The organism is Shewanella abyssi, from assembly GCF_023284025.1.
Classification (GTDB): Bacteria; Pseudomonadota; Gammaproteobacteria; order Enterobacterales; family Shewanellaceae; genus Shewanella; species Shewanella abyssi.
Window position 1 is genome coordinate 25,771 of sequence record NZ_JAKIKR010000033.1, and the last position, 13,864, is coordinate 39,634.

The 13,864-nt window shown below is 45.4% G+C and carries 11 protein-coding genes; 10 read left to right on the plus strand and 1 reads right to left on the minus strand.

Features of this window, described 5'->3' with window-relative positions:
- Positions 1 to 153: 153 nt before the first annotated feature.
- The 6 genes from L2755_RS14295 to purF all read left to right on the plus strand — a co-directional run bounded on the left by L2755_RS14295 (position 154) and on the right by purF (position 7,886).
- A complete protein-coding gene (locus tag L2755_RS14295) occupies positions 154 to 2,802 on the plus strand; it encodes a FimV/HubP family polar landmark protein (protein WP_248981363.1) in 2,649 nt (882 codons plus the stop codon).
- A gap of 164 nt (positions 2,803 to 2,966) precedes the next feature.
- Positions 2,967 to 3,752 (plus strand): tRNA pseudouridine(38-40) synthase TruA, encoded by a 786-nt coding sequence (gene truA, locus L2755_RS14300; RefSeq protein ID WP_248981364.1) that lies wholly within the window; start codon positions 2,967 to 2,969, stop codon positions 3,750 to 3,752.
- Positions 3,753 to 3,768: 16 nt separating this feature from the next.
- The gene (gene folC, locus L2755_RS14305; protein ID WP_248981388.1) at positions 3,769 to 5,034 is read left to right on the plus strand and encodes a bifunctional tetrahydrofolate synthase/dihydrofolate synthase; all 1,266 of its coding nucleotides are present in this window, start codon (positions 3,769 to 3,771) and stop codon (positions 5,032 to 5,034) included.
- 29 nt (positions 5,035 to 5,063) lie between these two features.
- Positions 5,064 to 5,669 (plus strand): SPOR domain-containing protein, encoded by a 606-nt coding sequence (locus tag L2755_RS14310; protein ID WP_248981365.1) that lies wholly within the window; start codon positions 5,064 to 5,066, stop codon positions 5,667 to 5,669.
- A 115-nt stretch (positions 5,670 to 5,784) separates the two neighbouring features.
- Positions 5,785 to 6,273 carry a CvpA family protein gene (locus tag L2755_RS14315; RefSeq protein ID WP_248981366.1) on the plus strand — a complete coding sequence of 163 codons (489 nt, stop codon included), beginning with the start codon at positions 5,785 to 5,787 and terminating at the stop codon, positions 6,271 to 6,273.
- Between the two features lie 98 nt (positions 6,274 to 6,371).
- Positions 6,372 to 7,886 (plus strand): amidophosphoribosyltransferase, encoded by a 1,515-nt coding sequence (purF, locus tag L2755_RS14320; RefSeq protein WP_248981367.1) that lies wholly within the window; start codon positions 6,372 to 6,374, stop codon positions 7,884 to 7,886.
- Between the two features lie 106 nt (positions 7,887 to 7,992).
- Here the strand turns inward: purF and L2755_RS14325 are convergent, their stop codons facing one another.
- Positions 7,993 to 8,172: a hypothetical protein gene (locus L2755_RS14325; protein ID WP_248981368.1), complete on the minus strand. Its 180-nt coding sequence runs from the start codon at positions 8,170 to 8,172 to the stop codon at positions 7,993 to 7,995.
- A gap of 243 nt (positions 8,173 to 8,415) precedes the next feature.
- Between L2755_RS14325 and L2755_RS14330 the strand changes: the two genes are divergently transcribed.
- The 4 genes from L2755_RS14330 to L2755_RS14345 all read left to right on the plus strand — a co-directional run bounded on the left by L2755_RS14330 (position 8,416) and on the right by L2755_RS14345 (position 13,853).
- Entirely contained in the window at positions 8,416 to 10,443 is a 2,028-nt protein-coding gene (locus L2755_RS14330) for a DNA topoisomerase III (protein WP_248981369.1), read from the plus strand.
- A 238-nt stretch (positions 10,444 to 10,681) separates the two neighbouring features.
- A complete protein-coding gene (locus tag L2755_RS14335; RefSeq protein ID WP_248981370.1) occupies positions 10,682 to 11,014 on the plus strand; it encodes a hypothetical protein in 333 nt (110 codons plus the stop codon).
- A 191-nt stretch (positions 11,015 to 11,205) separates the two neighbouring features.
- On the plus strand, positions 11,206 to 12,561 hold the full coding sequence (locus L2755_RS14340; protein WP_248981371.1) for a TolC family protein: 1,356 nt from the start codon (positions 11,206 to 11,208) through the stop codon (positions 12,559 to 12,561).
- Entirely contained in the window at positions 12,561 to 13,853 is a 1,293-nt protein-coding gene (locus L2755_RS14345; RefSeq protein WP_248981372.1) for an efflux RND transporter periplasmic adaptor subunit, read from the plus strand. Before L2755_RS14340 ends, L2755_RS14345 begins: the two co-directional genes overlap by 1 nt.
- Positions 13,854 to 13,864: the final 11 nt, after the last annotated feature.

The following is a 13,864-nucleotide window of genomic DNA, read 5'->3' on the forward strand; positions in this document are numbered from 1 at the left end:
GTCTAAAAAGCCCGCATTACGTGGGCTTTTTATGTTTTAGAGTTGTGAACAGTAGCAGGGCATCTTAATCTAGTTTATAGTAATCTCAATAAATACAATTGCCTAAAGCTTGTCACTGAAACAGTGACTCCTACGCTTCAAAGGGAAGGATTGATGAACTTTCGCACTTCGCATCTTGTTGGCATTTTTGCCGTCGTTTTAATGGGCTTCACTGTTGGACCCTCGATTAATACTGCAGCCGCAGAATCATTAAAGATCACCGGTCCTGAAGGCCAAACTAAATTAGTTAAGCGACAATATGGTCCTACAACATCATCAGATACTTTCTGGAGTATCGCACAAACGGTAAAACCGGATAATAGCGTCACTGTTTATCAAGTGATGTCGGCGTTATTTGACGCCAACCCTCATGCCTTTAGTGGTAAGAATTACAATAGCCTAGAGCGCGGAATGATTTTGCTGGTGCCGTCAAAAGACGTCATGGAGCAGGTCTCTAAATCTGTTGCCAAAAAACGTGCTGAAAATAATGATCGTGGTTGGTCGTCTACGGCGCAAACAGATGTCAAACCTAGTGAAACCATCTCAAAAAATATTGTTAAGCCTGCCGTTGAGTCCACAGTCAAAACGACTACTAAGCCAAGCGAAACCACCGCTGAAATTAAATCACTCACTGAAGAGCTTGAACAAGCACAAACGCTTAATTTAGCACTGACTGACGAATTGGCTCGTGCTACCGACGAAATTACCATTGGCTCAACAGATACTGAATCTTTTCAAGAGGAGATCTCAGAACTACAAGCGGAAAATTCGCTGTTAAAGCAAGCACTGCAAGATAAAAATGCTGAGATTGCAGCGCTTAAGAGTGATGTTGTTGCCAAGCAAGAAAAGATTGATGTACAGATTGAACCCAAAGAGCAACCGACATCGACGATTTGGCGAACATTGATGGATAACCCACTGTGGCTTATCTTAGGCGCTGTGGTTCCAGCGCTCCTTATACTCGGCCTCTTCTGGATGTTTATACGTCGCCGCAATGACAATGACGGATCTGTTGAGACTGATAACACTACTGATGCCAGCCAAACAGATGCATTGACTGAAAAAGATATAGCAGCATTGGAGGAGTCTGATGCAGATGAAAGCCTAGCAATACATTTAGATACTGAGCAGGCTAATGATCCTGTTGAGTCAATGAATGAGATTGAACAGCCAAAGACGAATGACTCAGCTGAATTTGTGGTTGAAGAAGCGGCAGATGAAGGTCAATCGTTAGATGATCTATGGGCTGAAGCTATGGGTGAGCAAGATGGCGAAGAGCCTAAGACTGATGCCATCGCAGCAGAAGATGACCTTGATGCATTATTAGCAGGCTTTGGCGAAGAGGCTGATGCTGACGAAGACGATCTTGACGCTTTATTAGCGGGCTTTGATGAAGACACAACAGATCAACAGTCTATAGATGAAGTGGTTAACAGCGAGCCAGAACTTGATGACTTAGATGCGCTTATAGCCGCTAATAGCCCAGCGGTTAAAGTTGAGGAGCAAGTTACTAACAACGATGACCTAGATTCACTACTTGCAGAGTTTGATATTAAAGCTGATGAGCAAGAGGAGCTGGTCAATGATGCTGATATAGATACATTGTCAGACGAAGTCGCAGCTGAACTTGAACTACCTTTAGAAATTGCTGCAGAGCTTGATCTTAGTGTCGATGACATCAGTACTAATGACGCGGAGTTAGATAACGAATTGGATTCGTTGCTTGCCGATCTGGAAGCTCCAGTCGATGAAAATGCACTTGATTTTCCGCAAGAGTCAATCGCATTAATTGATGATATTGCAGCAGAGTTAGAAACAGAAGTTCCAGAGCAACCCGCAAAAGAGAATGAACTCGATAACTTATTAGCAGAGTTTAATTTGTCAGAGTCATCAGCAGGTGACGTGCTTAATGAACTCGATAGTGACAAAAACAGCATGAGTGCCGTCGATGAGGCAGCCGATCTCGATTTTAGTTTGGACTTTGATGCTACTGAGCTAAAGACGACTGAGTTTCCTGAGCTCAAAAACCATGTTGAATCGGATGTCAAATTAGGCGTTGATAGTGATATTAATGAGGAGCCTCTACAAGACTCGAAGCAAGAGCATGACAACATGCTGGAGTTTAGCTCGACGCCAATAGTGCCAAGTGAACCATCGGAAAAAGACAGTGGTTTGTTTGATGATCTAAAAGGCCCCAAAAAGATTGAGCCAGAAGCACTTGATTGGGACGCAGCAGCGACTGTATTGACAGATTCAACACTAACCGATGATGAACTGCTCAGTGCACTTGCTGCTACTGGGTCATCAGGCGCTGAGGCTGATGACGAAGATGACATTAATTCGTTTATTATCGATGATGATAACAAACTCACTGTCGATCAGGCATTAGCCGCACTCGATGCTAACGAAGTGAAGGCTTCAGAGAGTGATATTCCTGAGCATGACTTAACGTCTTTCCAAAAAGATAACGGCTTTATTGATATCGACCTATTACTCAACGAAGCAGATGAAGACAGTGTTGAAACCGATCTTTATCAAGAGCTAGACGTCGATATGGGTGAGCTTGATGCATTGATGGGCAATGCCTCAATGGTTGACGTTGATGACGCGGAAAACTCGATAAATGCCAAACTTGATCTAGCTCGCGCCTATATTGAAATTGACGACAATGACAGCGCTCGCGCCCTGCTTAAAGAGGTTGAGCTCGATGGCAATGATAGGCAGCAAGAGGAAGCGGCGGGATTGATAAAAGAGTTAGTGTAAAATAATCAGTTAAAAACGGCGCCTAAGGCGCCTTTTTTATGCTTATCGTTTGCAGTGGTTATGCTAGAATCGCCGCCTATTAAATGATTTCGTTTATCGACACCGCCGAGCAATATTTTGGCATTGTCGCTTAAACATAGTTGAACCGAGTTAAGAGGTGTGTGATGCGGGTTGCGTTAGGTATAGAGTATGATGGTAGTCAATATTTCGGATGGCAACGGCAACTCGATGTAGACTCTGTGCAAGCCCAGTTAGAAAAAGCCCTCTCTAAAGTGGCCAACGAACCGATTACGGTTCAATGTGCCGGCAGAACCGACACTGGCGTACATGGTACTGGGCAGGTGGTTCACTTCGATACCAATGCTATTCGAAAAGAGACGGCCTGGACACTCGGCGTCAATGTCAATTTGCCAGATGATATTGCTGTGCGTTGGGTTAAAGTGGTGGATGATGAGTTTCATGCGCGTTTTTCGGCCACCGCTAGACGCTACCGTTATATGATCTATAACCATCAACTCCGCCCCGGTATTTTAAGGCGTGGTGTAAGCCATTACCGCGGTGAGATTGATGAAAATAAGATGCATGCAGCGGCGCAGCTATTTGTTGGTGAACATGATTTTACCAGCTTTAGAGCGCTGCAATGCCAGTCTAAAACGCCATATCGTAAAGTTCATGAAGTCAATGTCACTCGCCAAGGCATGTATCTGTGCGTTGATATTAAAGCCAATGCTTTTTTACATCACATGGTACGCAACATTGTTGGCACCTTGCTTGAAATTGGCAAAGGTAATCAGCCCCAGGAATGGGTTAATACATTATTGGCATTAAAAGACAGATCAAAAGCGGCTGCTACCGCCAAGCCAAATGGTTTGTATTTAGTTGATGTGACTTACCCTGAACAATTCGAATTGCCTAAGTTGGCCCTAGGCCCGCTATTTATGTTGGACTAACCCAGTGACTGAATCGATGAAACAGGTCGCCCCCAAAGCGCAAGCAGCATTGAACACTTGGCTCGATTACCTGTTGGCTATTCATCCAACAGAGATTGATATGGGCCTTGTGCGCGTATCAGAGGTTGCTTCGCGTCTAGGGCTCACTGAGCTTGGGATTACTAAAGTTGTCACTGTTGCGGGGACCAATGGCAAGGGAACGACCTGCGCCATGATTGAAGCAGCGTTGCAACTGACGGGCAAAACGGTGGGAGTATACAGCTCGCCTCATCTGCTCCATTACAATGAGCGTGTGCGGATCAAGGGTGTCGATGCTACGGATGAGGCGCTTGTTAGTGCCTTTGAGGCTATCGAATCAGCCCGTGCAGAGATATCATTAAGCTTTTTTGAGTACGCAACCCTTGCAGGGCTAGTCCTGTTTAAACGGGAAAACCTCGATGTTATTTTACTCGAAGTGGGCTTAGGTGGACGACTCGACGCCACTAATATTATTGATGCCGATATCAGTGTGGTGACCTCGATAGATCTCGATCATCAAGAGTATTTGGGTGATACACGGGAGTTAGTCGCCGCTGAAAAAGCGGGAATATTCAGGGCTGGACGCCCTGCTATTATCGGTGAGCCAGATTGCCCACAAACTCTGATTGACTATGCGCAAAGCATTTCAGCCAACCTGTATCGAGTCGGTCATGAGTTTAGCTATGCGTGTGACAAATCCGATTGGCATTATAGCGGTCAGCATGTCGAATTGAACTCACTACCATTACCAAAGTTACCGCAACCCAATGCAGCAACCGCAATTGCGGTGCTAGAGCATTTATGTCCGGCTATAGATAAAGCTTTTATTGCTGATGCCGTCGGTAATACTCAGCTCGCAGGACGTTTAGAGCTGGTATGTGATAAACCGCTAGTGATGGTGGATGTGGCGCATAACCCCCATGCGGCGCGCTATTTACGTTCTCGCTTAAGGAAAGTCAGTAAGCAGCGCTTATTTGCTATTTGTGGCATGTTAAAAGATAAAGATGCTACTGCGGTGCTTTCAGAGTTATCATTAGACATAACACATTGGTATCTTAGTGATTTAAATGTTCCGCGCGGCGCTACGGCGTTAGCATTAAAAGCGTTATTGCCGCCCGATAGCCAAGCGAGTTGCTTTACTAACATAGCTGCTGCCTGGGATGCCGTTAAACAAGATGCCAAAGCAGACGATGTTGTTATTGTGTTTGGTTCATTTTATACCGTGGCTGGTTTTAAAGAACTATTAGCTTTAAAGAGTTGCTAGTTTTAAAGAGCGATTAAAGGGAGAGAGTTTTGTCTAGTCATTTTCAAAATCGTCTAGTGGGTGTGATTGTTATTGTTGCGCTAGGAGTGATTTTTTTACCCGATGTGCTTGACGGTAAAAAGCAGCGTCAAGAGGAGCAGTTTGCTGAGATCCCGTTAAGACCAGAGGTCGAGGACGCAGCATTACCGCCACAGAGTATTGAAACATTAGAGATCAGCAGTGAAGAGTCTGCGCCTTCAAATGGTGATGATAGTTGGAAAATTGAGCCAGCAAAGCAACAAGAGCAAACAACGGCTAATGTTGAGCCTAAAGCTAACGTTAACAAAGCCATGGTTAAAGTGGAAAGTACTCTCGACACAAGCAGCAATAAGAAGGTTGTGTCTAACGCCAAAGCATGGACGATTCAACTCGGTAGCTTTAACAATGCAGCTAATGTGAGAGCGTTAGTCAAACGATTACGCAGTAAAGGTTTTTCAGCATACACCTTGCCGACCAAGCCCGTTGACGGCCAGTTGACCAAAGTGTTTGTCGGGCCAAATATTGCCAAAGACAAATTAGTGGCAATGCAGTCTGATATTGAAAAACTGACAAAGTTGCAAGGCCGCATTGTGGCATACAAGCCTGTCGAAAAATAACAAGGTGTGATTGTCCTTATCCGAGAAATCGTTATTTCGTGGCTAAAGCGTGTGAAATAACTCTGTCTCTGTTAGAATCGCGCCGTCTTAAACCCTATGCCGGATATACTCTTCAATGGTTTGGATTGATTACGCCATATTAATCGTTATTGGACTGTCAACGCTGATCAGTTTAGTACGTGGCTTTGTAAAAGAAGCGATGTCACTGGTAGTGTGGTTTGCCGCATTTTTCATCGCCAGTCAGTTTTACCTCAAACTCGCCACTCATCTTACTCAGATGCAAGATGAACTGGTTCGCAATGGCGTCGCGGTCGCTATTCTATTCGTCTCAACTCTCATTCTTGGCGCGCTAGTCAACTATTTAGTAGGTCAATTGGTCTCAAAGACCGGTTTGTCTGGCACCGATAGAGTGCTCGGCTTGTGCTTTGGTGCGCTTCGAGGCGCACTCATCGTCAGCGCAATACTTTTTTTCTTGGATGCTTTTACCGGAGCGCCCAATACAGATTGGTGGCAGAGTTCAACGCTCGTGCCCGAATTTGGAGTTGTGATCCAGTGGTTCTTTGACTACTTGGAAAATACCTCAAGCTTTGTACCCAAAATATAAAATGCACTAAAGCATTATTTGGTCTTTAGCTAGGTAACAGCTTAGCTAAAGCAAAAATATTTAAATAATAGAACATCTTACAATGAGGAAGCTTACCCATGTGTGGTATTGTCGGAATAGTTGGTCAGTCATCGGTTAATCAAACCATTTATGATGCATTGACCGTGCTTCAGCATCGTGGACAGGATGCTGCTGGCATTGTGACCGTAGACGGATATGCGTTTAGATTACGTAAAGCCAATGGCTTAGTTAAAGACGTTTTTGAACCAAAGCATATGCAACGCCTACAAGGCAACGCAGGTATTGGTCATGTGCGTTATCCAACGGCAGGGAGCTCTAGTGCATCTGAAGCTCAGCCGTTTTATGTTAACTCTCCTTTTGGTATTTCATTAGCGCACAACGGTAACTTAACCAATACGGTTGAGTTGCATGAACGCTTACTTAAGCAGCGTCGTCACGTTAATACCACCTCTGACTCAGAAGTGTTACTTAACTTGCTCGCCGATGAACTGCAGCATACGACTAGCCATGAGTTGACTGCAGACGATGTATTCAATAGTGTCGCCAAGGTGCATGAACTCACTCGCGGTGCTTACGCTGTTGTTGCGATGATTCTGGGTCAAGGCCTGGTCGCTTTTAGAGACCCATTTGGTATCCGTCCATTGGTGTTAGGTAAGCATGAAACGCCAACGGGCACCGAGTACATGGTGGCTTCTGAAAGTGTTGCACTGGATGCGGTTGGTTTTGAATTTATGCGCGACGTCGCTCCTGGCGAAGCGGTATATATCACTCTTAAAGGTGAGCTTTATACCCGTCAATGTGCGCACTCGCCAAGCTATGCACCCTGTATTTTTGAGTTTGTTTATTTTGCTCGTCCAGACTCAACCATAGATAAGGTATCTGTTTACGGTAGCCGGGTTAATATGGGCACCATGTTGGGTGAAAAGATAAAGAAAGAGTGGGAAGATCATGATATTGACGTGGTGATCCCTATTCCTGAAACATCTTGTGATATAGCGTTAGAAATCGCTCGCAATATGGATCTGCCATATCGCCAAGGTTTCGTTAAAAACCGTTATATCGGCCGCACATTTATTATGCCAGGCCAGCAAGAGCGTAAAAAATCTGTGCGTCGTAAACTGAATGCGATTAAGGCTGAATTTAAAGACAAGAATGTACTCTTGGTTGATGATTCAATCGTACGTGGTACCACCTCAGAGCAGATCATCCAGATGGCACGTGATGCAGGCGCTAAGAAAGTATACTTCGCTTCGGCGGCACCGGAAATTCGTTTCCCTAACGTCTATGGTATTGATATGCCAACGACCAATGAGCTTATTGCTCACGGCCGTGACGTAGAAGAGATCACAAAGTTGATTGGCGCTGATGGGATGATATTCCAGTCATTGCCTGATTTGATAGAAGCGGTTCGTAAAGAAAATCCTTCAATTAAGCGTTTTGAAACCTCGGTATTTGACGGTAAATATGTCACTAATGACGTAGACCAAGAATATTTAGATTACCTAACGCAACTGCGTAACGATGATGCAAAAGCAAATCGTAGCAAAGATATTGGTACTAACTTAGAGATGCATAATGTTTGTCATCCATAAGTAAGGCTCAGCCCTTAGGAATGTGAAAACAAATATCAGCACGAACAGTGCAAACAAAACAGCCGAGCTAATGCTCGGCTTTTTTTGTGTTTTAACAACTCATAGGCTAAACAGTTGTGATACCCACACAGCCATCCAACTGACAAAAAGCAACGTACAAGCTGTTTTGCCAAGATTGTGGCCAACTTTCAGGCCCAAAATCGTGCTCACGCTCGTCAGCACAATGACCAAACTGCTCAATACTAACGGCTCTACGCTGGGGCTTTGCGCCAATAATGGGGCGCACAATATCACCCAAGCAGTGATCAGTAGAAAATGAAATAGTAGTAACCTGTCTAGCCTAATTTCTGGTGCGCTTAGCGTCGTCAACATTATCATTCCTCCGAGTAGAGTAGAGATTAAAACCCAGATGAGAATCATTCTCAATAAAGTTTACAATCTTTGAGCAGTTACCGGCTTTTGATTGCACCTATGCTCACCTCAGGTTACAGTTACTGTTAATTTATACAGTAATAGTAAATGTGCACTGATGATCTTATATATTGCAGAAAAACCCAGTCTTGGTAGAGCCATCGCTGACGTATTACCCAAACCTTTAAAAAAAGGTGACGGTTTTATACGCGCAGCCAATGGTGACTGTGTTTCATGGTGCGTCGGCCATTTATTAGAGCAAGCTGAGCCGGATGCATATTCGCCAGAATATAAGTCGTGGAAGTTTGAACATCTTCCGATAGTGCCAGATGTTTGGAAGATGAAGCCAAAATATAAGATGCGCGGTCAAATAGCCGTGCTTAGAGGGTTAGTGAAAGAAGCGACTCAACTGGTCAATGCGGGCGATCCTGATAGAGAAGGGCAGTTGCTAGTCGACGAAATCATTGCTCACTTAGGCGTCAAAGGTGCCAAATTACAGCAAGCAAAACGATTGTTAATCAGTGATTTAAATCCGCAAGCGGTCACTCGGGCCCTAGGGCAATTGCGGCTTAATCGTGAATTCATCCCGTTGTCGACATCGGCCTTAGCTCGCTCTCGCGCTGACTGGCTCTATGGCATGAACATGACGCGGGCTTACACCATTCAAGGGCGTAAGGTGGGTTATCAGGGTGTGCTGTCTGTCGGACGAGTACAAACGCCATTATTGGGCTTAGTGGTCAGGCGTGATGAAGAGATCGGCAACTTTGTCTCAAAACCATTCTATGAGGTTGTCGCGCATTTAAGTACCGATGCTCAACAGACGTTCACAGCCAAATGGCAACCCAGCGAGGCGTGTCAGCCTTATATGGATGAAGATGGTCGAGTACTCTCTAGAGGGTTAGCGCAGAATGTGGTTGGGCGGATCACGGGCAAAGAAGCAATAGTTGAAAAAGTCACCGCGCAAGATAAAAAACTAAATGCACCGCTGCCTTACAATCTATCCTCATTACAAATAGATGCCGCCAAGCGCTTTGGTATGAGCGCTAAAACGGTACTCGATACCTGTCAGTCGCTATATGAGCGCCATAAACTGATCACCTATCCGCGTTCAGACAGTCGCTATCTACCGGTAGAGCAACATGGGATGGCGCCCAGCGTCATTGCGACAGTTAATAAAGGCGCAGCAGAGCTGACGCAAGGTATCGATGCACCAAACGCTAAACTTAAGTCAAAAGCTTGGAATGACAAAAAGGTCGATGCCCACCATGCGATTATTCCCACAGAGAAAGTCGCTAACCTAGCGAGTTTAAGTCCTGCAGAAAAGCAGATCTATCTGCAAGTCGCTCGGCAATATTTAATGCAGTTTTATCCCGCCTATCTCTATAAAGAGACGCTGGTAGAAATTGTTATCGCTGGTGGCTTGTTTAAGACCAAAGCCAAGCAAGAGAATGCGCTCGGTTGGAAGCAGCTGCTAAAACAGAGCCGATCTAATTTAAGTACTAGTTCAAATACTCATTCGAAGAGTAGCGCTGGCAATGACGCAGACAAAAACGATGACGAGGCGTTAGCCACCATACCGCCGTTAACCAAGGGGCAATCTTTACTTTGTCAGCGCGGCGAGTTATTAGAAAAACAAACACAACCACCGAAGCACTTTACCGATGCCACCTTACTTGGGGCTATGACGGGAATAAACCGCTTTGTTACCGACCCTGATATTCGAAAAATACTAAAAGATACCGATGGACTAGGGACGGAAGCGACTCGCGCCGGCATTATCGAACTGTTATTCAAACGCAGTTTTTTAGTGAGGCAGGGTAAAACCATTATTGCGACAGATGTGGGCAAAGGCTTGATTAATAGCTTACCTCTTAGCGCTACGACCCCCGACATGACCGCACTATGGGAAAATACCCTAGATTCCATGAGTCGCAAGGAAACCCAATATCAAGCCTTTATGCAGCCACTAATAAGCAAACTAGATGAGTTGATTATCCAAGCGGGTTCGGTGTTGCCTACCGCCTTGCAGGGGGTAAAGAGTCCGACGCCATTTAAGAAAAAATCCTACGCGCGCAAAGGCACTAAAACAGCATCTACAGCTAAAAAAACGGCAAAAAAGCCACGCACAACAAAGAGCAAAGCTTAACCCTAAAGTGAGTTTGATGGCATTAGCAGTCATAAATCCTTTCGATCACGGTCAAGTTTTTAAAAACTTTTGTCCTGAGTACTATTTACCTGAGATAAAAGCGGTTATCATCAGCCGCTAATCGGTAAGCCGTTACTTAATCTGTTTTAGTTGTTTAGGAATATTGTTGTTTAACTCACATTTATCAATGCAGATGTTTCAGTCTAAATTGACACTAGTTTTATTACTGGTGGTATTTGTGTCGCAATTATTTCCCACCTGTGTCGCTGCTGATCTCCACAGCACTGAGATTCACTATGCTGAGCAGAGCCTAAGTGAGCCTTATCACTTAGAAAACAGTTTATCGCAAGAACTGCAGCAAGACTGTTGTCACACCGCCACGACTAGCTGTAGCCATATGGTCGAAGTCAATGACCAAGCTGAACATGATAACGACTTCCACACTGCCTGCCATCCACCCGCCCAGTTGAGCTTTATTGCACAATCGAGTGGCGTAGAAGATAAGAGCCAGTTTATTATCAGCTATCAAGACAGAAGCTACGCGCCGCCTATTCCTCCCCCGTATTGTTAATTCCTGTTCCGTTTAATTAAATCGTTTTTGAGTCATTAGGTTATTTAGTGTGTCGAGATCTATGTGCCATAGCGTTCATACTCGTCACCTCGGTTAGCCTGAGCTCAAGTCAATGAGTCTATACGCTGTTGGGCACTGCATGTTATTGCAGTGACAATAAGTAATGACTGAATTAACAGGAGTTTAATCTCGTGATTAGAGATAAAAATATCTTCTATGTGGCATGTCAGCGGGCATTGGTCACTTTGGCTATCTGTATATTGGGGCTTTATTGCGCTCAAATTATGGCCGCGCCAGCAACGCAGCAACAAGATGCTCATACATCTACTGTTGACAGTGGCATCAAGCTGCCGTGGGCATTAGAGCAAGCCCTATTGCATAATATTGCATTAAAAGCCTACCCATACTCGCTTCGAGCAAGTGAAGCATTAACCTTACAAGCAGGGATCACGCCTAACCCTGAGCTATCGGTTAATGTAGAAAACATCCTCGGCACAGGTGATAAGCAGGGGGTCGATAACGCGGAGATCACCTTGGCGTTGAGCCAGCTTATCGAGTTAGGTGACAAGCGCCAACGTCGCATTGATTTTGCCAATGCGAATCAAAGGCAGACGTTAACCCAGTATGAAATGCTGCGGTTAGAGGTGCTAGCACAAACCACCGAAAGGTATTATCAGCTATTACGACTACAAGCATTACAGCAATGGATTGAACGTCGAATTCAGCTGGAACAGCAGTCACTGCAAGCGATCCAAACACGGGCTAAAGCGGGCGCTGTTATTCAAGCTGATGTCAGTAAGATGCAGCTGCGATTATCGCGTTCTAAGGTGATAAAGCAGCGTATTGAAGGCGATTTTAACGTTGCCAAGCAAAGGCTGGCGGCAATGTGGTCGAGTGATGTTCAGTTCTCGATGGCGAATGATGAGCTTAAAGCGCTGCACATACTGCCTACCGCTGCGAGTGTGCTCAATGCCATCGAAACCGCGCCGCAATACCTAGAGTTACTCAGTGTTGAACGCATGCTAATTGCAAAGCGCCGTATGGAAGAGTCGAAAGCCCGTGCCGATATTACGGTTGGCGTAGGCCTAAAAAGCTACGACGGTTTTGATGATGGGGCCTTGATGGTGAACTTTTCAATGCCGCTGCAATTCTCTAATCCTAACCAAGGCAATATTCTGGCGGCCAAGGCCGAAGAAGATAAAGCCAACGAGCAGCAACGATTAGCGCGAGATCAGCTAAGACTCACCTTGTTGGAGTTGCATCAGTCGATGGTCAATAACGCTAAACAAGTGCAACAGCTCAATGTGCAGGTGTTGCCACTGGCCAAACAGTTACTTTCCCACACTCAAACCGCCTACCAAACAGGACAAGCCAATGTGCTGCAGCTCGCTGATGCTCAATCGGAACTCTTTAGCATTGAACGAGAGTTGGTTGAAGCTAAAACAGCCGTTTATCTGCAGCTGCTAGCAATAGAGCGGATCACAGGGCAATCGATGACGGTTGCAAACTCCAATATTAAGCCTGTTGTGGCAATGGAAAATCAATAATGAATATTAATGTTAACTCATTACAAGCAAAACTTGCCGCTACTGTAATGTCTCTATCGATATTGGCTGCAGGTATTTTTATCCCAGTAAATGTTGCTCAAGCTAGCAGTGACCACGGTCATGCCGAAGAGGAAGAGCACCATGATGATGAAGAAGGGCCACACGGTGGTCGCTTGCTCAAACATGATGATTTTGCGTTAGAGATGACCATGGCAGAGTCGGGGATCCCACCCGAGATGCGCGTTTATGCTTTTTATAAGGGCGAGGCTGTTGCCCCTAGTGAGGTTGAATTAACCTTGTCGTTAACCCGTTTGGGCGGCGTTATTGACAGTGTGAGTTTTATCGCTGAAGAGGGATATCTTGTCAGTCAGCACAGTGTGGCTGAGCCGCACTCTTTTGATGTTGAAATAGACGCGACTTATAAAGGCAAAGATTATGACTTTCATTATGAAAATCATATGGGCCGAGTCACCATCAATGACCGCTTACTGGCACTATCAGGTGTCAAAACCGGTTTCAGTACCCCGGCGGAGCTTAGGTTTGTAGACCATCTTTTTGGCGTCGTTGCGGCGATTACCGATAAACAGTTTAGTGTTTCAGCACCCTACACCGGTGTGGTTGAACAGCTCAATGTCACCATTGGCGATAACGTGGTTAAAGGGCAAGTGATTGCCACAGTTCGTAACTCCACGACATTGCAGCGCTACAGCGTAAAGAGCCCTGCAAATGGTCAAGTTACCGAGCTGATGCTCTCTGTAGGCGACAGTACCTTTAATCAAGCACTGCTGCTGATCAGCGATCTATCAAGTGTGTGGATAGATATGTCGGCGTTTCCAAAAAACTTGAGTAGAATCGCGCTAGGTCAAGCCGTCACTATTGGTGATGATGACCATGATAATAGTGAAGAACACCGTGACGGCCGTGCCAGCAGTACCATTAGTTATATTGCACCTGTGATGACAGGCGGGCATATCGCCAGAGTGCGCGCTGTGATTGCCAACCCTGAGGGCCATTGGCGTCCAGGGATGCATATTCAAGCTAACGTTGAGACACGCACCAAGCAAGTGCCTTTGGCTGTACGTGCCGATGCATTGCAAACCTTCATGGACAAACCCGCCGTTTTTGTTAAGTACGGCAACACCTTTGAGGTGCGTTTACTGACACTCGGTGAAACCGATGGACAGTTTGTTGAAGTGCTAGCGGGGCTTGAGGCTAATGCCGAGTACGTCACCGAGAATAGCTATTTGTTGAAAGCTGACATCATGAAAAACGCTGCAAAGCACGTACACTAAGGACGCACTGA